Below are 21168 nucleotides of genomic sequence, written 5' to 3'. Positions count from 1 at the left end.
CCGTCGGGCGGTTATGCCGTGGCGGAAGCGCGCAGGCGTTCGACGATCTGGTTGTCCTTGCCCTCGAGGCGCGGCGTCAGAACGAAGTTGAACTCGATGTCCTGGTAGGCGTCGGCCTTCAGCCCGAGCGCGATGCCGCCGGTCTTGCCGGTGACGGGCGGAATCAGCTCCTCGCGCGTCGCATACGCGAAGTCGTCCCAGATCAGCGGGTCGCCGTCGATGTTGAACTGCGTCGTCAGCTTGCGGTGGCCGTCGCTGGTCACGAAGAAATGCACGTGCGCCGGGCGGTTGCCGTGACGGCCGAGGCGGTCGAGCAGCTGCTGCGTCGCGCCCTGCGGCGGGCAGCCGTAGCCGACCGGCATCAGCGTGCGGAATTCGTACTTGCCGTCCGCGCCCGTCTTCACCGCGCCGCGCAGGTTGAAATCGCTCTGCGCGCCGGTCGGGTCGAAGTGCGAGTAGAAGCCGTGCGAGTTCGCGTGCCAGCACTCGACCAGCGCGCCGGCCACCGGCTTGCCGTCGAGCCCCGTGACCGTGCCGTGGATCACGAGCGGGCCCGCGCCTTCGTCGGCGTCGATGTCGATCTTCGCGACGCCGTCGCGCACCGGCGCGCCGCCGACGTACAGCGGGCCTTCGATCGTGCGCGGCGTGCCGCCGTCGAGCCCGATCGCCTCGTCCTCCGCGTCCATCCGGATGTCGAGATACTTCTCGAGACCAAGGCCGGCCGCGAGCAGCGCCGCCTCGCCGTCCTGACCGAGCTTGTTCAGGTAGTTCACGCCGGCCCACACTTCGTCGGGCGTGATGTCGAGATCGTCGATCGCCTTGAACAGGTCGCCGAGCAGCCGCAGCACGACCTGCCGCGTGCGCGCGTCGCCGCCGTTGGTGCCGTTGGTGCCATTGCCGCCCGCGTTCGACGCGGCCTTCAGCAGATCCTGCACTTCCTTGGTTTCGAATACTTTGACGCTCATGATGGTGTCTCCACGTGTATTTTGGGGAAAGGTGACCCGGTGCCCGCCGTTGCGGAAGAGGCGGCTCCGTGGCTCAAACGTCGCCGTCGTGTACCGACGACGGGTGGCGACACAACGGCGTCACCGAAATCTTCATGTACGGGAACAGCGGCAAACCGGTCAGGATCTCGTGCAGCTCGGCGTTGCCGGATACGTCGAACACGCTGTAGTTCGCGTATTCGCCGGCGATGCGCCAGATGTGGCGCCACTTGCCGCTGCGCTGCAGGGCCTGCGAATACGCCTTCTCGCGGGTCTTGATCTCGTCGGCCACGCCGGCCGGCATGTCGGCCGGGAGATTGACGTCCATGCGTACGTGGAAAAGCATCGTGATGTCCTGGTGCGTGATCGGGTTGTTGCGATTTGTCGCGGGTCAGCGGGAGACTTTCGCCAGCCCGTCGCGGGTGAAGCGCGCGACCTTCGCTTCGTCGAGCTCGATGCCGAGGCCCGGGCCGCTCGGCACGGTCAGTTCGAAATCGCTGTAGTCGAGCGGGGTCGTGAGAATCTCTTCGGTAATCAGTAGCGGTCCGAACAGTTCGGTGCCCCACTGCAGGTTCGCGAAGCTCGCGAACAGATGCGCGGACGCGACCGTGCTGAACGCGCCTTCGAGCATCGTGCCGCCGTACAGCTCGATGCCGGCCGCGTCCGCGATCGCCGCGACGCGCTGCGCCGCGAAGAGGCCGCCGCTCTGCTCGATCTTGATCGCGAACACGTCCGCGCCGTGATGCTTCGCGATCTCGAACGCGCTGTCCGGGCCCTGCAGGATTTCATCGGCCATCAGCGCGACCGGGAAGCGGCGCATCAGCCGTGCGAGCGCCGCGGCCGACGCGACCGGCTGCTCGACCAGTTCGCAGCCGGCATCGGCGAGCGCCGGAATCGCGCGCGCGGCCTGCGTTTCGCTCCACGCCATGTTCACGTCGACGCGCACCGATGCGCGCTCGCCGACCGCCCGCTTGATCTCGGCCACGTGCCGGATGTCCGCGTCGAGCGCCTTCGCGCCGATCTTCAGCTTGAACACGTTGTGGCGGCGCAGGTCAAGCATCCGCTCGGCTTCGGCGATATCGGTCGCCGTGTTGCCCGATGCGAGCGTCCACGCGACCGGCAGGCGATCGCGCCGACGGCCGCCGAGCAGCTCGCTGACCGGCACGCCGAGGCGCTTGCCGTGCGCGTCGAGCAGCGCGGTTTCGAGCGCGCTCTTCGCGAAGTGATTGACCTTCGCGAGCTTGCCGAGGAACGCCATCAGCGTCTGGATGCGCGTCGCATCCTTGCCGATGATGGCCGGCGCGAGGTATGCGTCGATCGCGAGTTTCATCGCTTCCGGGCTTTCCGGGCCGTAGGCCATTCCGGCGATCGTCGTGCCTTCGCCGGTGCCCGTCACGCCGTCGCTGCAGGTCACCTTCACCAGCATCAGCGTCTGGCCGTGCATCGTGGCGACCGACAGCTTGTGCGGACGGATCGTCGGCAGGTCGACGAGGCGGGTTTCAATGCGTTCGATGGTGACGGGAGACATGGGGCACGCTGCGTGTGGGGAGTTCATGGAACGGATTTATACGCGGCGGCGAAATGGACCGTCCAATACTTTTGATCTCGCTTTTTCATACCTGGCAGGTATCGTAATTCGCGGCGAATCGCGAAATATTGCACTGCGCCATACCCATTTTGTCTGGTTGGCGTGGCGGAAAGGCTTGATGGAAGGCGCGAAACGGGTTTCCGGGGCGCGGCTTTGCGGGCGATGAAATGCGCGGGGCGGGCGACGGGCGACGTCGACGGAAATCGAGGTCCGGGGTGGGCGGATCAGGGTTTTCCTGATGCGAATGCGGTGTGGCCGGCCGCCCGTATTCCGCACGAAGGCGCCGCGATCCGGCCACGTCCCCGTGGCCGGATCAGTGCGGTGGCGAAAGACGCCTGAAGCGCTTCCACAACTTCTTCATGGTCGGACGATCGGCAGCCACGCGGGCGGCCAGGAAACCGCGCGCAAAGGCCGCGCCCGGCGCGGCGGCGGGCGCCGTGCGAGGCAGCGCCTTCAGAAGCTGCTCCGCGACCACGGCATCGTTGCGCCAGCCCAGATCGTCCTGAAGCGCGGTCAGCGCGTCGACGTAGGGCCGGACGGTCCGCCTGGAACAGAGCGACGCGAAGAATTCCGTCGCGTATCGGACTTTCTTCGCCGCGATGCGCGCACGGTGACGACGGCGATCGTCGAGATCGGCCAGCCCCTTGCCACGTTCGATCAGCTTGCGATGCCGCCGACGCAGGACATCCGTGGCAAACCGCCTCGCCGGCCGACCGATCGCCGCGCGCTGTTCGTCGGACATCCCCGCTCGCCAGCCCTGTCGGCTCAACCACGACGCGAGTTGCAGCGCGAGCCGCGTGTAGCGAACCGATTCGACCGCGGCGGCGGCGCGCTGCCGGTTCCTGACCGCAATCTGCTCGCACGCGTCGCGGGCAGCACGAACCTCGTCCGGATGGCCGTTGGCGCCGGCCTGTTCGAGCGTCGTTCCCGCGAGCACTTCCCAGTCCCGCGCGGTGCCCAGCTCCGACGCGATCCAGCGCAGTTCGTCGTCAAGGCCGGGAAACGCGGGAACCGCTTTCTCGAACAGGTCGAGCGCGGAGCGCAAACGACGCAGCCCCACACGCATCTGATGCACGCTCGACGGGTCGTGACCGGACGCGACGCCACGCTCGTTCGCGTTGACCTGGTCCAGACAGTTGCGCGCGATACGGCAGAACGCGTCTTCGATCGAATCGCGTTTCTTCAGTTGCACCGGCCGCGCCTTGACGGCCGCGCGGTGCTCGCCGACGAGGAGCCCGTAGCCGAGATCGGCCTTGCTCTCGCGATCGATTCGCAATGGCACGATGTCGAGCATGGCCAGCGCGACGCCGTACAGGCTTTCCGGCTCGCCCCGCTTCAGCTCCAGTTCGACGGCGGCGATCGGGACCGAACCCGACGCCGCTTCCACGGTACCTTTGTCGAGCGCGACCTCGAGCTCGTCTCCGGACGGCAGGCGCAGCGGAAAGACCGACCGCCTGATCCGCGTGACGAACACCGGCTCGAGCTGGCCGGCCGTCGCCTCGTCGCGGACGAGCCTGCCGCAATCGCTGTCGTCGGGTATGCGTTCCCGCAGCGGCGCGAGATCGGGGACGTCGCCATCGACGGGCGTTTCGAACTCGTTCCTGTCGAACAGTCCGGCCTGCGACGCCCCGTCCAGCTTCAGCGTCTGGACCCGCTCGTCGCCGGACGAGCGCACCCGCAGCGAAGCCGCGCACCGGTGCACGCCGAGCGCGGGCGTATCGAAATAGGTGCTCGTCAGCAGTTGCGATGCGCTGGCGCGCCCGGATTGCGCGAGCAACGGCGCGCGACGCAGCTTGTCGAGATCCTTTGCGGAAATCCGCAGTTTCAACTCCCGTTCCATGTCGCCTCCGAGGTGCGTGTCCTTGTTTCAGGCTACACCCGATCGGTCGTGCCGGCGGCCACGCGTGCGCGTCGGGACGCGAAACTGCGGCAGCGCGATGCGGCGGGAATCCGGCGCGACGGGCCGCACCGACGGCGGACTACGCCACCGCCCGCCGCTCATGCAGCCGCAATGCGGCCCACGCGATGCCGGCGGAGACGATCCCGACCACCCCGCCGAACGTGCCGATCCACGGCAGGCCGAAATCCCCGGCGATATGGTTGCCGAGCAGCGCGCCGGCACCGATGCCGACGTTGTACAGCCCGGAAAAGATCGACACCGCGAGATCGGTCGCCTCGGGCGCGAGCTTCAGCACCCAGGCCTGCATCGCGAGCCCGAAGCAGACGATCGCGCCGCCCCACACCAGCGTGTGAACCGACAGCGTGACGATATTCAGCGCGCTCGGGAACAGGATCAGCAGACACGCCGACAGCGCGATGATCGATGCGAGCAGGAAATCGGCCGGCCGCTCCGGAAATACGCGGTTGAAACAGATCGCGGCCGGCAAGCCGGCGACGCCGAACAGAATCAGCACGTAGGTAATCCGGCTGCTGCTCGCATGATTGACGCTCTGCACGAACGGCTCGATGTACGTGTACGACGTGAAATGCGCGGACACGACCAGCACGGTGATCGCGTACAACGACACCAGCGCCGGCTTCCTGAGAAACATGCCGATGCTGGACAGCGATCCGGCGCCCTGGCTGGGCAACGCCGGCAGCGTGGCGCGCAGCATCAGCAGCGCGACGGCCGCCGCGCCGCCGATCACGAGGAACGTCACGCGCCAGCCGAGCGCCTCGCCGATCACGCGCCCGAGCGGAATGCCGGCGACCATCGCGATCGCCGAGCCCATCGCGAGCAGGCTCAACGCGCGGCTTTTCCGGTCGCTCGGCGCAAGGCGCACGGCCAGCGGAACGGAAATCGACCAGAACACCGCATGCGCGCACGCGATGCCGAGCCGGCCGATCATCAGCACCGTGAAATTCCACGCGACGCCGGTGACGACGTGGCTGCCGATGAACACCAGCAGCGCGCAGCTCAGCAGCTTGCGCCGCTCGACGTGGCGCGTGACGAACGTCAGCGGCAGCGACACGACCGCGACGGCCCACGCGTAGATCGTCAGCATCAGGCCGACGTCGGTCGGCTGCATCCGCAGGCTGTCGCCGATCGCGCTCAGCAGCGCGACGGGCACGAATTCGGTGGTGTTGAAGATGAAGGCAGTGAGTGCCAGGGCCAGGACGCCCCACCACGACTGTTCGGAACTGACGGCGTCCGGAGTTGCCATACGGGAATTCGACGAGGGTTGGGGGCGTGTGCGGCGCGGGCAGCCGGCCCGGCGCATCGGCGCGATTGTACCAGCGGCAAATGACACGCCGCCGCCGGGACATGGCGATGACACGGCCGCGCGCCGATAATGCGTCGAAGGCCTTTTCGCGGACGATTCGCCCGAATTTCATCGGGCCAGGAGATTCACATGCGCATTGAAACGTCGTTTCTGTTCGATCTCGACGGCACGCTCGTCGACAGCGTCTACCAGCACGTGCTCGCATGGAAGGAAGCGCTCGATGCCGAGGGCATCGAGCTGTCGGTGTGGCGCATCCACCGCAAGATCGGGATGAGCGGCGGCCTGTTCCTGAACCAGTTGCTGCGCGAGACGGCCGGCGACATCGACGCCGAGCGCGTCGAACGGCTCGCGCGGCTGCATGCGGCCGCTTACCAGCGGCTGCGCGCGCAGGTCCGGCCGCTGCCGGGCGCGCGCGAGCTGCTGGCCGCGCTGTCGAACGCGGGCATCCGCTGGGCGATCGCGACCAGCGGGCGGATGGAAACGGCCGCCATCAACCTCGAGGCGCTCGGCGTCGATCCGGCGAAGAACGTGGTCGTCACGCGCGATCAGGTCAAGTATGCGAAGCCGGATCCCGATCTGTTCCTGACGGCCGCCGCGAAGCTGAACGTGCCGATCGAGCATACGGTGGTGGTCGGCGACAGCATCTGGGACATGCTCGCCGCGAGCCGCTGCCGCGCGCTGGGCGTCGGGCTGCTGTCGGGCGGTTACGGCAGCGACGAGCTGGAACGCGCGGGCGCGCTGCGCGTGTACGACGATCCGGCGGATTTGCTGTGGCACCTCGACGAGATCGCGGCGCGGCCGTGAGGCCCGAATCGTCCGCCTGACCCGCGGCGCCGGCCCTCCGGCGTCGCCTTCGTCGGCGCGTCGCCTCGCGTGCACGCATCCGGCCGCGCCGGTCGGGTCGGATCAATCGTCGTCGACGCGCTTGTCGACCAGATAACGCCCGCGCTCGACGCCCGCGCGCAGCGCCTCGTCCTCCGTCTTCCATTCCAGGCCGTCCGGCTCCGGCACGTAGAGCTCGATGCGCGCGCCGTCGACATACACCTGCACTTCGTCATCCCACGCGCCGCGCGCGTTGCGCCGCGCCCAGACGCGAATCTCGTGGCCGCGATACGGGTCGCGCACCTGTGCGTCCTGTTGATGCTGCATGCTGGCCCCCTGTGCTTATCTGCGATGGCGATGCAAAAAATGCGCGCCGCACGATCGCCGCGCGCGCCGTCGGCCCCCCGCGCACAAGCCGTGCCCGCTGTCCGGCCGCCCGGCACGCACCTTGCGTCCCTTTTGCGCACGGACTGCTCCGGAACGCCAGACAAAAAAGGGAGGCCACGATGATCGGCCATTTGGAACTCCTCGGACGCCTGCTGCTCGCCGCGCTGCTCGGCAGCGTGGTCGGGCTCGAACGCGAACGGCTCAACTGGGCCGCCGGCCTGCGCACGCACATGCTGGTGTGCGTCGGCTCGGCGCTCGTGATGCTCGTCTCCACCTTCGGCTTCGAAGACGTGCGCGGGCAAAACGGCGTCGTGCTCGATCCGTCGCGGGTGGCGGCGCAAGTGGTCTCGGGCATCGGCTTTCTCGGCGCCGGCTCGATCCTGCTGCGCGGCGAAGTCGTGCGCGGGCTGACGACGGCCGCGAGCCTCTGGGCGGTGGCCGGCGTCGGCCTCGCGGCGGGCGGCGGCATGTACGTCGGGTCGATCGGCGCGACGGCGATCGTGCTCGCGATCCTCGCGGGCGTGAAGCCGATCGAGCGCCGCTTCATCGCGCAGCGGCAGCAGCGCACGCTGCGGCTCGTCGTCGAGCGCGGCGGCCTGACGCTCGGCACGCTGCACGACACGCTCGGCACCGGCCGCGTGCGCGTGAAGCGGTTCATCGTCCAGCAGTCCGACGACGATCCGGATACCGACGACATCTCGGTGTCGTTCTCGCGCACGAGCGGCGCGGAATTTGCGGCGATCTGCGAAGCGCTGCAAGGCATCGCCGGCGTGCGGACCTGCAGTCCCGACACCTCGTCAAGGAGTTTCGCGTGACCCAGACCGAACTGCTCTCCTACCTCGTGACGAGTCAGCTGGCCGCGCGCATGCGCAGCGGCACATGGCTCACGACCAGCCAGGTGGTCGGCGCGCTGCGCGCATGGCTCGCGTGCCGTCACGCCGAATGCGGCTGGCTCGACCGGATCCGGATCGCGAACGCGTCCACCACGATCGCGCAAGGCATCTACGAGATCGCGGCCGCTTACGGCGATCCCGACAGCGGCGAACGCATCCGGATCGACGCCGATTCGCCGGAACTGCTGGCGCTGCGCGCGCGTTGCGACGCGCTGCTGCAACGCATCGACGGCGACCCGGACGTCGATGCCCGATGATCGTGCCGGACCGCATGCCGCGCACCGCATTCGCGACGGCAGGCCCCGACGACGCGGTTGCCGCCCCCTCGCACACGGACGAGCCGGCAAGACACGGGCTGCTCGAATGCGGTCGCAACTGCGACACGATCCGCGATGCGGACCGCTTCGCGATGCTGGTGGACGGCGACGCATATTTCGCGACGCTGCGCGCCGCGCTGCGGCGGGCGCGCCACACCGTCTTCATCGTCGGCTGGGACGTCGACAGCCAGATGCATCTGTCGCCCGCCGACGCCGGCGACGGCCTGCCCGGCACGCTCGCCGCATTCCTGCACGCGCTTGCGGCCGCGCGGCACAACCTGCGCATCTACGTGCTCGCGTGGGACTTCGCGATGATCTACGCGCTGGAGCGCGACTGGCCCCCCGTCTATCGCGCCGCGTGGCGTGCGCACCGCGGCATCCGCTTCCGGCTCGACGACACGCATCCGCGCGGCGCGTCGCATCACCAGAAGCTCGTCGTGATCGACGACCGGCTCGCGTTCGTCGGCGGGCTCGACCTGACGCGCGAACGCTGGGATACGCCCGCGCACGCGGCCGACGACCCGCGTCGTCGCGATGCTCGCGGGATGCCGTACGGGCCGTTTCACGACGTGCAGGCGATGTTCGACGGCGACGCGGCCGCCGCGATCGGCGAGCAGGCACGCTCGCGCTGGCTCAATGCTTGCGGGCGTCCGATCGCGATCCGCGCGCAGCGGCATCTCGAGCGTGACGAAGACGTCGATCCGTGGCCGCCCGGCGCGCGCGTCGACATGCGCAACGTGCGGCTCGGCATCGCGTATACGGCGCCGGGCCACCGCGGTCGCGAGCCCGTGCGGCAGGTGCGCGCGCTGGTCGAGGATACGATCCGCGCCGCGCGCCGCCACCTGTACATCGAAAACCAGTATTTCACGGCGACGGTGGTGCGCGAGACGCTGTCCGCGCGGCTGGCCGACGCGCACGGGCCGGACGTGACGGTCGTCGCGCCGCGCGTGCAGAGCGGCTGGCTGCAGGAAGCGACGATGGGCGTGCTGCGCGCGCGGCTGCACGCGACGCTCCAAGCCGCCGACCGCTTCGACCGCTACCGGCTGCTGTATCCGCATGTCGACGGCCTCGGCGATACGTGCGTGAACGTGCACAGCAAGATCCAGATCGTCGACGACGAATGCATCGTGATCGGCAGTGCGAACCTCAACAACCGGTCGATGGTGCTCGACACCGAATGCTGCATCGCGCTCGTCGCGGCCGGCGAGACGCGCATCCGTGCCGCGATCGCCGGGCTGCGCGACCGCCTGCTGGCCGAACATCTCGGCACGACGCCGGCGGCAGTGGCCGCCGCGTTCGCGGAAGCCGGCCGGCCGAACGCCGCGCTCGACCTGTTGCGCGCGAAACCGGGCCGCACGCTGCGCACGCTCGACCCGGCCGTGGCGCCGCAGCTCGACGCGCTGGTGCCGGTCAGCGCGCGGCTCGACCCCGAACAGCCGATCGAGCCGGACCGGTTCGTCCGCGAGTTCGTGCCGCGCGAACAGCACCGCTCGCTGACCGCGCGCTTTTTCGTGCTCGGCGCGGCCGTGCTGCTGATCGCCGCACTCGCGCTCGCGTGGCGCTTCTCGCCGCTCGGCAAGGCGCTGAACGTCGCGTCGCTCGCACATGCGGCCGCCCACGCCGCGCAACTGCCGGGCGCACCCGCGCTGCTGCTGACCGGCTACGTGGTCGCGGCGACGCTGTCGGTGCCGATCACGCTGCTGATCACCGTCACAGGCCTCGTGTTCGGCGCGTGGCCGGGTTTCGCGTATGCGTCCGCCGGCACGATGGCGGCCGCCGCCGTGACCTACGGAATCGGCCGCTGGCTCGGACGCGACGCGGTGCGCCGGCTCGCCGGCGCCCGCGCGAACCGGCTCAGCGAACACATCGGCCGGCGCGGCGTGGTCGCGATGGCCGTGCTGCGGCTGCTGCCGGTCGCGCCGTTTACGATCGTGAACCTGGTTGCCGGCGCATCGCACATCGGCCTGCGCGACTTCCTGGTCGGCACCGCGATCGGCATGCTGCCCGGCATCGTGCTGACCGTCACGTTCGCGCACCAGCTGACCGCCGCGTTCAGCCATCCCGGGCCCCGCGCGTTCGCGTGGCTCGCGGCGATCGGCGTCGCGTTGGTCGGCGTGTCGGTGCTGCTCGTCAGGGTGCTGCGGCGATGGCGCTGAGCCGGCAGCCCGCCCCGCCGCCGGACATCGTCACGTCGGACGCCTCGCCCGCCGCCGCGCCCGGCGGGCGCGACCTGCGGATCGCGACGTACAACATCCGCGGCGGCTACGGCGCATGGCCCGCGCGCGCGGCCGACCGGATCGCGGCAGTCATCCACGAACTCGACGCGGACGTGATCGCGCTGCAGGAGGTGCCGCTCGGCGGGTCGCGCGCGCCCGACGTGCTCGCGCACCTGCGCGACGCGACCGGCATGCACGCGGCGGCCGGTCCGACCATCGATACGCCGGAGCGCCGCTACGGCAACGCCGTGCTGTCGCGCTGCCCGATCCGCGCGGCGCGCACGCTCGACCTGTCGTTCCACCAGCGCGAACCGCGTGGCGCGCTCGATGCGGACATCGACTGCGGCGCGGGCACGCTGCGCGTGGTCGCGACCCATCTCGGGCTGTCGGCGAACGAACGCAGCGCGCAGGTGCAGCGGCTGCTCGCCGCGTTCGACACCGGCGCGATGCCGGTGATCCTGATGGGCGACATCAACGAATGGTTCGTGCGCGGCCGCGCGCTGCAGACGCTGGTCACGCGGTTTCGCCGCGCGCCGGCGCCGCGCACGTTCCCGACGCTGTGCCCGGTGTTCTCGCTCGACCGCATCTGGATTCATCCGGGCGAATTGCTGGTCGACGTGAACGTGCATCGCAGCATGCTGGCCCGGCACGCATCGGATCATTACCCGCTCGTCGCGCGAATGCGCTTGACGTCCTAGGGCCTGTTCACGCTAATAACGGGCTTGCGCTGGCTCCCAGAAGGGCCGAGCGCAAGGAATGCGACGAAGCGAATTCTCGACGTATTCGCAAGGAGCATGACGCAGCGATCGGCCCTTCTGGGGGCCAGCCCCACGAATGAATTTTTTCGGAACAGGGGAACGAGCCTTGCCGGCCGCATTGCGGCGTCGCACGTCGCTTGTTTGGCTCGGCCAAACGGCGCTCCGTGCTCCTTGCACTACGACCGGCAAGGCACGTTCGCAAGCCCGTTATTAGCGTGAACAGGCCCTAGCCTGGCACGCCGCTTGCGCCCACGCCCCACCGCGTTGACGAACCCTGACGGAGCGTGCCCATGCGAACCGACGAACTCGCCGGAACGGCCCTCGACTATTGGTGCGCGCGCGCGTTGTGCGCGGACGACGAAGACACGCTGTGCTTCACGGCCGTGGATCCGCAACTGATCGTGACCGCCGCGTGCGACGCGTTGCGGCGCCTCGACGCGCGTTTCGCGCCGTCGGCGTCGTGGGCCGACGCGGGAGCGGTGCTCGATCGCGTCGGCGACCTGCGGATCGCACGGCGCGGCGACGGCGTCGAATGCGACGCAAGCTTCATCGACGGCCCGTCGACCTGCGCGGCGCGCGCGCCCGATGGGCGAACCGCGCTGCTGCGCGCATTCGTGCGGGCGCGCTTCGGCGACGACGTCGATCCTCCGCCGCCGTTCGCGCACCGGATCGAGCGCGGGACGCCGGTGCGTTACGACCCCGGAGCGCCGCTTCCCGAAGCAGACGCCGATCCGGCCACCGGCGACCGTTCGGACATCCGCTCGATTCCGCGCATGTGACGGCGCCGAACGCGCCGGCGCCACCCGGCGCGCGATGCAGCGACCGTACAGCGCTCATGTAAAAACGACAGGGGTTCCGCATCCGGCGTCCCGCACGCACGTTGCCGCGCGGGGCGCCGCGCCGCAGGCACGCGGGTTGCGGCGCACGGCCGTTACCGTTCGCCGCCGCCCGCTCACGCCATTCCATGAACGTCACGCCACCCTTCGCCCCACACCTCTACTTTTGCGACGCCCGCCTCGTCGGTCCGCTCGACGTATGGCCCGACACCTTCGCCCACATCGCGGGCATGGGCTTCGATCACGTGCTGATCGGCGGCTTCTGGGCCGCCAGCGTCGCGGGTTTTCCGCGTCACGTCGCCGACTTCCACCGGCCGGCCGCGACGTTCGCGACGCGCGCCGGCGCGCTCGAGACGTTCTCGCGGCTCGCGCAGATCGCGCACGGTCACGGGTTGCGCGTGATGCTCGAAGTGATACCGGACCGCATCGCGCGCGACAACCCGCTGCGCGCCGAGCATCCGGACTGGTACGTCGAGCGCTCGCACGACGACGCGCTGATCGATCCGCGTCGCGCCGCGCATGAACTCGACGTCGCGCATGCACAGGTCGGCGAGGACGCGGCACACGACGCGCTCGCCGCATGGTGGTGCGCGCATCTCGCCGCGTTCGCGGACGCCGGCGCGGCCGGCTTCCTGATCGACGCGCCGCATCATCTGCCGGCCGCGTGGTGGCCCGGCTGGCGCGCGGTGCTGCGTCGCGCGCGCCCGGACGTCGCCGTGCTGGCCGGCGTGCCCGGCCATGCGCGCGACGCGCTCGCGCAATTCGAGGCGGCCGGCTTCGACGCGGTGTTCTCGTCGGCACGCTGGTGGGATCTGCGCTCGCCGTGGTTCGCGGACGAACACCGGCTGCTGCGGCGCATCGGCTCGCCGATCGCGTTTCCCGACGCCTACGACGGCCCGCGTCTCGCCGACGACTGGCACGACGCGCCGGACGAGACGCTCGCCCGCGCGTATCGCCGCGCGTTGTGGACCGCGGCGGCGCTCGGCACCGGCTGGCTCGTGCCGATGGGCTTCGAGCACGGCGTCACGCTGCCGCTGATGGCGCGCGATGCGGACGCCACGCGCTATCGCGCCGCCTTCGACGATGCGCGCTTCGACCTGTCCGGCGCGATCGCCGACGCGAACGCATGGCGCCGTGCGACGCCGCTCGCGGCCGAGCGCGGCGAAATCGCGCAACTGAGTGCGCCCGGCGCAGCCGCGACCGCGCTGTTGCGCGGCACCGGCCCGTCGCTCGAGCACGACGACGCGGCGCTGCTGATCGTGCTGAATCCCGATCTCGATGCCGAAGCGCCGGTCGATCCCGCCGCGATCCTGCCCGGCGTGCCGGGCGGCTTCACGCACGTCGCGACACCGGACGGACCGCATCGGCACGCGCTCGTCGCGCTGCCCGCCTTCACGCTCGAACCCGGCGGTCATGCGTTGCTCGACGCGTCGCACGCGCCGCCCGCGACCACGCGCGCCGATGCCGCCGACGAGCGCACCGCGCTGTCCGCCGCGCTCGCGGCCGACCGGATCGCGATCGAGCGCGTCGAGCCGGCCGTGGACGGCGGCCGCTTCGCGATCAAGCGCGTGATCGGCGAAACGCTGGTTGTGCACGCATCGATCTTCTCCGACGGTCACGCGCATCTCGCGGCCGCGCTGCAATGGCGCGCGGACGACGAGGACGACTGGCGCGAAGTGCCGTTCGTCGCGGAGCCGAACGATCGCTGGCACGCGCGCATCGCGCTCGACCGGCTCGGCCGCCATGCGTTCCGCGTGATCGCGTGGCGCGACGACTGGGCGTCGCTCGCCACCGACATCGCGAAGAAACACGCGGCCGGCCAGGACGTGACGCTGGAAATGCGCGAGGCGGAGCTGCTGCTCGCGACCGCGCTGAAGCGCGCCGCGCCCGCCGATCCGCGCGCGGTCCGGCAGATGGAGCAGCTGGCAGCCGACTTCAAGGACGCGTCGCACGAACACCGGCTTGCACTGATCGGCGACCCCGCGCTCGCCGACGCGTACGCGGCGCTGCGCTACCGCCCGTTCGCCACGCACGACAAGACCGTCTATCCGGTCGAGGTCGAGCGCCGCGCCGCGCGCTTCTCGAGCTGGTACGAGATGTTCCCGCGCTCGGCGAGCAACGATCCGCACCGGCACGGCACGTTCGACGACGTGATCGCGCAGTTGCCGCGCATCCGCGACATGGGCTTCGACGTGCTGTATTTCCCGCCGATCCATCCGATCGGCACGACCGCGCGCAAGGGCCGCAACAACACGCTGAAGGCCGGCCCGGACGACGTCGGCAGCCCGTACGCGATCGGCTCGCCCGACGGCGGCCACACGGCCGTGCATCCGCAGCTCGGCACGCTCGCGTCGTTCCGCACGCTGGTCGATGCGGCGCGCGCGCAAGGGCTCGAGATCGCGCTGGACTTCGCGATCCAGTGCTCGCCCGACCATCCGTGGCTCGCCGCGCATCCGGGCTGGTTCGCATGGCGGCCCGACGGCTCGCTGCGCTTCGCGGAAAATCCGCCGAAGCGCTACCAGGACATCGTGAATCCCGACTTCTACGCACCGGATGCGCAGCCCGACCTATGGCTCGCGCTGCGCGACGCGGTGCTGTTCTGGGTCGACGCGGGCGTGCGGATTTTCCGCGTCGACAATCCGCACACGAAGCCGCTGCCGTTCTGGGCATGGATGATCGCCGACGTGCGCGGCAAGCATCCGGACGTCGTGTTCCTGTCGGAGGCGTTCACGCGGCCGGGCATGATGTACCGGCTCGCGAAGGTCGGCTTCTCGCAGTCGTACACGTATTTCACGTGGCGCGAGACGAAGCGCGAGTTCATCGATTACCTGACCGAGCTGACGGCCGGCCCGCCCCGCGAGTTCTTCCGGCCGAACTTCTTCGTGAACACGCCCGACATCAATCCGCGCCACCTGCAGAACGCGCCGCGCTCGCAGTTCGTGATCCGCGCCGCGCTCGCGGCGACGCTCGCCGGGTCGTGGGGCCTGTATTCGGGCTTCGAGATCGGCGAATCGGCGCCGCTGCCCGACAGCGAGGAATACGCGGATGCGGAGAAATACGAACTGCGCGCGCGCGACTGGAACAAGGCCGCGCACATCGGCACCGAAATCGCACGTCTGAACCGGGCGCGGCGCGAGCATCCGGCGCTGCAGACCCACCTCGGCCTCACGTTCGCCGACGCGGACAACGACCAGGTGCTCGTGTTCGTGAAGGCGACGCCCGCGCACGACAGCGTCGTCGCGGTCGCGATCAGCCTCGACCCGTGGCATCCGCAGGCCGCGAATTTCACGCTCGATGCGTCGCTGTGGCGCGGCTTCGGGCTCGTCGACGGCGAACCGCTCGACGCGCTCGAACAGGACGCCGCGCATGCCGAAACCTGGCGCGGGCATCGCCAGTACGTGTCGCTCGACCCGCACGTGCGGCCGTATGCGATCTGGCGGCTCTCGCCGTCCCCCGGCGCCGCGCGAGCGGCGGCGCCCGAGCCGGGCGACGCCCGACACCCTTCCGGAGCACACGCATGATGAAACGCGAAGACTCCCTCGACGACGTGCGCCGCGCGCAATTCCCGTCGCTCGCACCAGCCGGCACGCCGCGCCGGCGCCGGTCGCGACGCCGCGCGCCCGCGCTCTGCGCGGACGATCCGCTGTGGTACAAGGACGCGATCATCTATCAGGTGCACGTGAAGTCGTTCTACGACTCGAACAACGACGGGATCGGCGACTTCCCCGGCCTGATCATGAAGCTCGGCTACATCGCCGAGCTGGGCGTCGACACGATCTGGCTGCTGCCGTTCTACCCGTCGCCGCGCCGCGACGACGGCTACGACATCGCGGATTATCGCGACGTGCATCCCGACTACGGCACGCTGGCCGACGTGCGGCGCTTCATCCGCGAAGCACACGCGCGCGGGATCCGCGTGATCACCGAACTGGTGATCAACCACACGTCGGACCAGCATCCGTGGTTCCAGCGCGCGCGGCGCGCGAAGCCCGGCTCGATGCATCGCGACTACTACGTGTGGTCCGACACCGACACGAAATACGCCGGTACGCGGATCATCTTTCTGGATACCGAAACGTCGAACTGGACGCACGACCCGATCGCCGGCCAGTATTACTGGCACCGCTTCTACTCGCACCAGCCGGACCTGAACTTCGACAATCCGGCCGTCGTGCGCGAGGTGCTCCAGGTGATGCGCTTCTGGCTCGATCTCGGCATCGACGGGCTGCGGCTCGATGCGGTGCCGTACCTGGTCGAGCGCGAAGGCACCAACAACGAGAACCTGCCGGAGACGCACGCGATCCTGAAGCGCATCCGCGCGACGATCGATGCCGAGTATCCGAACCGCATGCTGCTCGCGGAAGCGAACCAGTGGCCGGAGGACGTGCAGGAATACTTCGGCCGCGAGGACGAATGCCACATGGCGTTCCACTTCCCGCTGATGCCGCGCATCTACATGTCGATCGCGAGCGAGGACCGCTTCCCGATCGTCGACATCATGCGGCAGACGCCGGCGCTCGCGCCGAGCAACCAGTGGGCCGTGTTCCTGCGCAATCACGACGAGCTGACGCTCGAGATGGTGACCGATTCCGAGCGCGACCTTCTTTGGCAGACCTACGCGTCCGACCGGCGCGCGCGGATCAACCTCGGCATCCGGCGCCGCCTCGCACCGCTGATGGAGCGCGACCGCCGCCGCATCGAGCTGATCAACTCGCTGCTGCTGTCGATGCCCGGCACGCCGGTGATCTATTACGGCGACGAACTCGGGATGGGCGACAACATCCACCTCGGCGACCGCGACGGCGTGCGCACGCCGATGCAATGGTCGTCGGACCGCAACGGCGGCTTCTCGCGCGCGGACCCGGAACTGCTGGTGCTGCCGCCCGTGATGGGCTCGCTGTACGGCTATGACGCGGTCAACGTCGAGGCGCAGACGCGCGACCCGCATTCGCTGCTGAACTGGACGCGCCGCATCCTGTCCACGCGCCGCGCGACGCAATCGTTCGGACGCGGCACGATCCGCTTCCTGCGGCCGGAGAACCGCAAGGTGCTCGCGTACCTGCGCGAACTCGAAGGCCACGAGACGGTGCTGTGCGTCGCGAACCTGTCGCGCTCGTCGCAGGCGGTCGAACTCGACCTGTCCGAATTCGCGGGCCGCGTGCCGATCGAGATGACGTCGGACTCGGCGTTTCCGCCGATCGGGCAGCTCACTTACTTGCTCACCTTTCCGCCGTACGGGTTCCTGTGGTTCGTGCTGTCCGAGCACGGCCGCGAGCCGTCGTGGCGGCAGCCGCACGCGGAGCCGCTGCCCGAGTACGTGACGATCGTGATGCGGCGCGGCGACGTGCGGCCCGACGTCGGGCAGCTGCATACGCTCGCGCACGATGCGCTCGCGTCGTGGCTCGCGCGGCGGCGCTGGTTCGCGTCGAAGGACCGCAAGATTGGCGATGCGTGGCTGAATGTCGTCACGCCGATGCCGGACGAACCGTTCCAGTATGCGGAGGCATGGGTGTCCGCGAGCGACGGCGGCGTCGAGCGCTACGTCGTGCCGCTGGCCGCCGCGTGGGGCGGCGAGACGTCGCATCCGCTGTTCGCGCAGCTCGCGCTCGCGCGCGTGCGGCGCGGCCACACGGTCGGCTACCTGACCGACGCGTTCGCGCTGCCCGCGTTCGCGCGCGGGATGCTGCGCAAGCTGCGCGACGGCGCGACGGTGCCGACGTCCGACGGCGGCCGCCTCGACTTCCTGCCCGAACATGCGCTCGCCGCGCTCGACCCCGGCGACGATGCCGAGGTGCGCTGGCTCGCGGCCGAGCAGAGCAACAGCTCGCTCGTGATCGGCGACGAGATCGTGCTGAAGCTCGTGCGCAAGGTCGCGCACGGCATCCATCCGGAAGCGGAGATGAGCCGCCACCTGACGCGGATCGGCTATGCGAACACCGCGACGCTCGCCGGCGAAGTCGTGCACGTCGATCCGGACGGCTCGCCGCATACGGTCGCGATCCTGCAGCGCTACGTCGACAACCAGGGCGACGCGTGGACGCGTTCGTTCGACTTCCTGAAACGCGCGGTCGACGAGCTCGCGCTGCCCGCCGTCGCCGACGGCGAAGCGGCCGAGCCGGACGAGGAACCGGACGCGCTGCTCGGCTACGCGGCGTTCGCGGGCATCGTCGGCACGCGGCTGGGCCAGCTGCACGTCGCGCTCGCGCAGCCGTCCGACGACCCGGCCTTCACGCCGGAGCGCGCGACGCCCGAACACGTCGACGGCTGGTGCCTCGACGCGATCGCGTCGTTCCGGCACGCGCTCGACGTGCTGGCCACGCGGCTCGATGCGCTCGATCCGGCCATGCGCGCCGCCGCCGACACGCTGCTCGCGTCGCGCGACGCGACCGTGCAGGCGCTCGGCGAACTGGTGCCGCGCACGCTCGACGCGCAATGCACGCGGATTCACGGCGATTTCCATCTCGGTCAGGTGCTCGACGTGCAGGGCGACGCGCTGCTGATCGACTTCGAAGGCGAGCCCGCGCGGCCGCTCGAGCGGCGCCGCGCGAAGTCGCATCCGCTGCGCGACGTGGCCGGCTTCCTGCGCTCGCTGTCGTACGTGAGCGCGACCGCTCAGTTCGCGATCGAAAAGGCGCCGCCGCAGGCGGCCGGCCGCAAGCGTGCGCTGTTCGACCGCTTCGGGCAGGCCGCCGCCGACCGCTTCGTCGAATGCTATCGCGCGGCCGCCGACCAGGCGCCCGAACGCTTCGTCGACCCGCGCTACGCCGATCGCCTGCTCGCGCTGTTCCTGATCGACAAGGCGTCGTACGAACTCTGCTACGAGGCCGCGAACCGCCCCGACTGGCTCGGCGTGCCGGTCGGCGGGCTCGCCGCGCTCGTCGAACGCCTGCTCGACGCGGACCGCACACCCGACAATGGAGGCACCCGATGACCGACACGCTGTTCGATCGCCGCGATATCGATGCGCTGCTCGCCGGCCGACACCCCGACCCGTTCGCGTGCCTCGGCCCGCACGGGGATGCCGGGCGGATCGTCGTGCGTGCGTTGCTGCCCGGCGCGCGGCGCGTGCGTGCGGTGACGCCCGACGGCGACGAACTCGGCACGCTCGCGTGCGTCAACGACGCCGGCTGTTTCGCGGGGACGCTCGCGCACGACGGCCATTACCGGCTCGCGATCGACTGGCCCGACACGCGCCAGGTGACCGACGACGCCTATGCGTTCGGCATGCTGCTCGACGACGCGGCGCTCGCGCGTTTCGCGGCCGGCGACCCGGCCGCCGTGCTCGACTGCCTCGGCGCGACGCCCGCGCGCATCGACGGCGTCGACGGCGTGCGCTTCGCGGTATGGGCGCCGAACGCGCGACGCGTGTCGGTGGTCGGCGACTTCAACACATGGGACGGCCGTCGGCATCCGATGCGGCTGCGGCGGCCGTGGGGCGTCTGGGAGCTGTTCGTGCCGGGCATCGGCGCCGGCGAGCACTACAAATACGAGCTGTGCGCGAGCGACGGACGCGTGCTGCCGCACAAGGCCGATCCGTGCGCGCGCGCGACCGAGGCGCCGCCGCGCACCGCGTCCATCGTCGCCGACACGGCGGCGCTCGACGCGTTCGCGTGGCACGACGACGGCTGGCTGCACGCGCGGCCGCACGCGGACCGCCGCTTCCGCATCCCGTGGTCGATCTACGAGGTGCACGCGGAATCGTGGCAGCGCGTGCCCGAGGAAATGGACCGCAGCGCGACCTGGGACGAGCTCGCCGAGCGGCTGATCCCGTACGTGCACGGCATGGGCTTCACGCACGTCGAATTCATGCCGATTTCCGAGTATCCGTTCGGCGGCTCGTGGGGCTACCAGCCGCTCGCGCAGTTCGCGCCGTCCGCGCGCTTCGGGCCGGTCGACGGCTTCGCGCGCTTCGTCGACCGCGCGCATGCGGCCGGCATCGGCGTGATCGTCGACTGGGTGCCCGCGCACTTCCCGAACGACCCGCACGGTCTCGCGCAATTCGACGGCAGCGCGCTGTACGAGCACGCCGATCCGCGCGAAGGCATACATCCCGACTGGAACACCTGCGTGTTCAACCTTGGGCGCAACGAGGTCGGCGCGTTCCTCGTCGCGTCGGCGCTCGCGTGGGCACGGCGCTATCACGTCGACGGAATCCGCGTCGACGCCGTCGCGTCGATGCTGTACCGCGACTATTCGCGCAAGGAAGGCGAATGGGTGCCGAACGTGCACGGCGGACGCGAGAATCTCGAATCCGTCGCGTTCCTGCGCACGCTGAACGACACGCTGCACGGCGCGCTCGCGCCGCAGGGCGTCGTCACCTTCGCGGAGGAATCGACCGCGTGGCCGGGTGTCACCGCGTCGACCGGCGACGGCGGGCTCGGCTTCGACTTCAAGTGGAACATGGGCTGGATGCACGACACGCTCGCGTATCTGCGCGAGGATCCGATCCATCGCCGCTATCACCACGACCGGATGACGTTCGGGCTCGTCTATGCGTTCTCCGAGCGCTTCGTGCTGCCGCTGTCGCACGACGAAGTCGTGCACGGCAAGGGCTCGCTCGCCGCGAAGATGCCCGGCGACGCGTGGCAGCGGCTCGCCACGCTGCGCGCGTACTTCGGCTTCATGTGGGCGCATCCCGGCAAGAAGCTGCTGTTCATGGGCAGCGAATTCGCGCAATGGGCCGAGTTCGCGCACGACGCGACGCCGCACTGGGACCTGCTCGACGCGCCCGCGCACCGCGGCGTGCAACGGCTCGTGCGCGACCTGAACCGCGTGTACGCAACCGAACCGGCGCTGCATGCGCTCGACTGCCACGCGGAAGGCTTCGCGTGGCTGATCGGCGACGATCGCGACAACAGCGTATTCGCGTTCGCGCGCCGTGACGACGTCGGACGCCTCGTCGTCGCGGTCAGCAACTTCACGCCGGTGCCGCGCGCCGGCTATCGCATCGGCCTGCCCGCGCCCGGCCAGTGGCGCGAACTGATGAACACCGATGCGGCCGTGTACGGCGGCACCAATGCCGGCAACGACGGCGCCGTATGGGCGGAAGCCGTGCCCGCGCACGGCGAATCGTGGTCGGCCGCGTTGCGCCTGCCGCCGCTCGCGACCGTATGGCTGAGTCCGGCCTGACACCCGGCGACCTCG

At 70.0% G+C, this 21168-nt stretch carries 15 protein-coding genes; 9 read left to right on the top strand and 6 right to left on the bottom strand.

Annotation, left to right across the window (positions count from 1 at the left end; all coding sequences use genetic code 11):
• Window positions 1-11: 11 nt before the first annotated feature.
• The 5 genes from catA to WS46_RS30235 form a co-directional block, all read right to left on the bottom strand.
• Entirely contained in the window at window positions 12-965 is a 954-nt protein-coding gene (gene catA / locus WS46_RS30255; protein ID WP_059692959.1) for a catechol 1,2-dioxygenase, read from the bottom strand.
• A gap of 73 nt (window positions 966-1038) precedes the next feature.
• A complete protein-coding gene (gene catC / locus WS46_RS30250) occupies window positions 1039-1329 on the bottom strand; it encodes a muconolactone Delta-isomerase (protein ID WP_059692957.1) in 291 nt (96 codons plus the stop codon).
• Window positions 1330-1374: 45 nt separating this feature from the next.
• Window positions 1375-2511 carry a muconate/chloromuconate family cycloisomerase gene (locus WS46_RS30245; RefSeq protein ID WP_059692955.1) on the bottom strand — a complete coding sequence of 379 codons (1137 nt, stop codon included), beginning with the start codon at window positions 2509-2511 and terminating at the stop codon, window positions 1375-1377.
• Window positions 2512-2884: 373 nt separating this feature from the next.
• Window positions 2885-4411, bottom strand: a complete 1527-nt coding sequence (locus WS46_RS30240) for a CYTH and CHAD domain-containing protein (RefSeq protein ID WP_059692952.1) — start codon at window positions 4409-4411, stop codon at window positions 2885-2887.
• Between the two features lie 139 nt (window positions 4412-4550).
• Window positions 4551-5735, bottom strand: coding sequence for a sugar transporter (locus WS46_RS30235; RefSeq protein ID WP_059692949.1), 1185 nt, complete (start codon window positions 5733-5735; stop codon window positions 4551-4553).
• Window positions 5736-5924: 189 nt separating this feature from the next.
• On the opposite strand from WS46_RS30235, the gene WS46_RS30230 reads away from it, so the two are divergent.
• Window positions 5925-6599, top strand: coding sequence for an HAD family hydrolase (locus tag WS46_RS30230; RefSeq protein ID WP_044843419.1), 675 nt, complete (start codon window positions 5925-5927; stop codon window positions 6597-6599).
• A 102-nt stretch (window positions 6600-6701) separates the two neighbouring features.
• Here the strand turns inward: WS46_RS30230 and WS46_RS30225 are convergent, their stop codons facing one another.
• A complete protein-coding gene (locus WS46_RS30225; protein ID WP_059536889.1) occupies window positions 6702-6944 on the bottom strand; it encodes a DUF6566 family protein in 243 nt (80 codons plus the stop codon).
• Between the two features lie 179 nt (window positions 6945-7123).
• Between WS46_RS30225 and WS46_RS30220 the strand changes: the two genes are divergently transcribed.
• From WS46_RS30220 to glgB, 8 genes are all read left to right on the top strand, one after another.
• On the top strand, window positions 7124-7819 hold the full coding sequence (locus tag WS46_RS30220) for an MgtC/SapB family protein (RefSeq protein WP_059536892.1): 696 nt from the start codon (window positions 7124-7126) through the stop codon (window positions 7817-7819).
• A complete protein-coding gene (locus WS46_RS30215; RefSeq protein ID WP_059536895.1) occupies window positions 7816-8154 on the top strand; it encodes a hypothetical protein in 339 nt (112 codons plus the stop codon). The genes WS46_RS30220 and WS46_RS30215 overlap by 4 nt, the downstream gene beginning before the upstream one ends.
• A complete protein-coding gene (locus WS46_RS30210) occupies window positions 8151-10370 on the top strand; it encodes a VTT domain-containing protein (protein ID WP_059692946.1) in 2220 nt (739 codons plus the stop codon). The genes WS46_RS30215 and WS46_RS30210 overlap by 4 nt, the downstream gene beginning before the upstream one ends.
• Window positions 10361-11128, top strand: a complete 768-nt coding sequence (locus tag WS46_RS30205) for an endonuclease/exonuclease/phosphatase family protein (protein WP_059536901.1) — start codon at window positions 10361-10363, stop codon at window positions 11126-11128. The genes WS46_RS30210 and WS46_RS30205 overlap by 10 nt, the downstream gene beginning before the upstream one ends.
• Window positions 11129-11478: 350 nt before the next feature.
• Window positions 11479-11967: a phage protein NinX family protein gene (locus WS46_RS30200; protein WP_059692944.1), complete on the top strand. Its 489-nt coding sequence runs from the start codon at window positions 11479-11481 to the stop codon at window positions 11965-11967.
• A 185-nt stretch (window positions 11968-12152) separates the two neighbouring features.
• On the top strand, window positions 12153-15545 hold the full coding sequence (locus WS46_RS30195; RefSeq protein WP_059692941.1) for an alpha-1,4-glucan--maltose-1-phosphate maltosyltransferase: 3393 nt from the start codon (window positions 12153-12155) through the stop codon (window positions 15543-15545).
• A complete protein-coding gene (gene treS / locus WS46_RS30190) occupies window positions 15545-18955 on the top strand; it encodes a maltose alpha-D-glucosyltransferase (RefSeq protein WP_059693183.1) in 3411 nt (1136 codons plus the stop codon). Before WS46_RS30195 ends, treS begins: the two co-directional genes overlap by 1 nt.
• A complete protein-coding gene (gene glgB, locus WS46_RS30185) occupies window positions 18952-21153 on the top strand; it encodes a 1,4-alpha-glucan branching protein GlgB (RefSeq protein WP_059692939.1) in 2202 nt (733 codons plus the stop codon). The genes treS and glgB overlap by 4 nt, the downstream gene beginning before the upstream one ends.
• Window positions 21154-21168: the final 15 nt, after the last annotated feature.

Origin of the sequence: Burkholderia sp. RF4-BP95 (assembly GCF_001521985.1) — a bacterium.
Lineage (GTDB): Bacteria > Pseudomonadota > Gammaproteobacteria > Burkholderiales > Burkholderiaceae > Burkholderia > Burkholderia diffusa.
The sequence above is the reverse complement of the archived record's forward strand: the minus strand, read 5'-3'. Positions and strand labels throughout refer to the sequence as shown.

Excerpts from the sequence above, each read along its gene's own strand:
- WS46_RS30245 (WP_059692955.1), bottom strand. The coding sequence starts at position 2,511 with ATGTCTCCCGTCACCATCGAACGCATTGAAACCCGCCTCGTCGACCTG.
- catA (WP_059692959.1), bottom strand. The coding sequence starts at position 965 with ATGAGCGTCAAAGTATTCGAAACCAAGGAAGTGCAGGATCTGCTGAAG.
- treS (WP_059693183.1), top strand. The coding sequence starts at position 15,545 with ATGAAACGCGAAGACTCCCTCGACGACGTGCGCCGCGCGCAATTCCCG.
- WS46_RS30210 (WP_059692946.1), top strand. The coding sequence starts at position 8,151 with ATGATCGTGCCGGACCGCATGCCGCGCACCGCATTCGCGACGGCAGGC.
- WS46_RS30240 (WP_059692952.1), bottom strand. The coding sequence starts at position 4,411 with ATGGAACGGGAGTTGAAACTGCGGATTTCCGCAAAGGATCTCGACAAG.
- glgB (WP_059692939.1), top strand. The coding sequence starts at position 18,952 with ATGACCGACACGCTGTTCGATCGCCGCGATATCGATGCGCTGCTCGCC.
- WS46_RS30230 (WP_044843419.1), top strand. The coding sequence starts at position 5,925 with ATGCGCATTGAAACGTCGTTTCTGTTCGATCTCGACGGCACGCTCGTC.
- WS46_RS30195 (WP_059692941.1), top strand. The coding sequence starts at position 12,153 with ATGAACGTCACGCCACCCTTCGCCCCACACCTCTACTTTTGCGACGCC.
- WS46_RS30205 (WP_059536901.1), top strand. The coding sequence starts at position 10,361 with ATGGCGCTGAGCCGGCAGCCCGCCCCGCCGCCGGACATCGTCACGTCG.
- catC (WP_059692957.1), bottom strand. The coding sequence starts at position 1,329 with ATGCTTTTCCACGTACGCATGGACGTCAATCTCCCGGCCGACATGCCG.
- WS46_RS30200 (WP_059692944.1), top strand. The coding sequence starts at position 11,479 with ATGCGAACCGACGAACTCGCCGGAACGGCCCTCGACTATTGGTGCGCG.
- WS46_RS30225 (WP_059536889.1), bottom strand. The coding sequence starts at position 6,944 with ATGCAGCATCAACAGGACGCACAGGTGCGCGACCCGTATCGCGGCCAC.
- WS46_RS30220 (WP_059536892.1), top strand. The coding sequence starts at position 7,124 with ATGATCGGCCATTTGGAACTCCTCGGACGCCTGCTGCTCGCCGCGCTG.
- WS46_RS30235 (WP_059692949.1), bottom strand. The coding sequence starts at position 5,735 with ATGGCAACTCCGGACGCCGTCAGTTCCGAACAGTCGTGGTGGGGCGTC.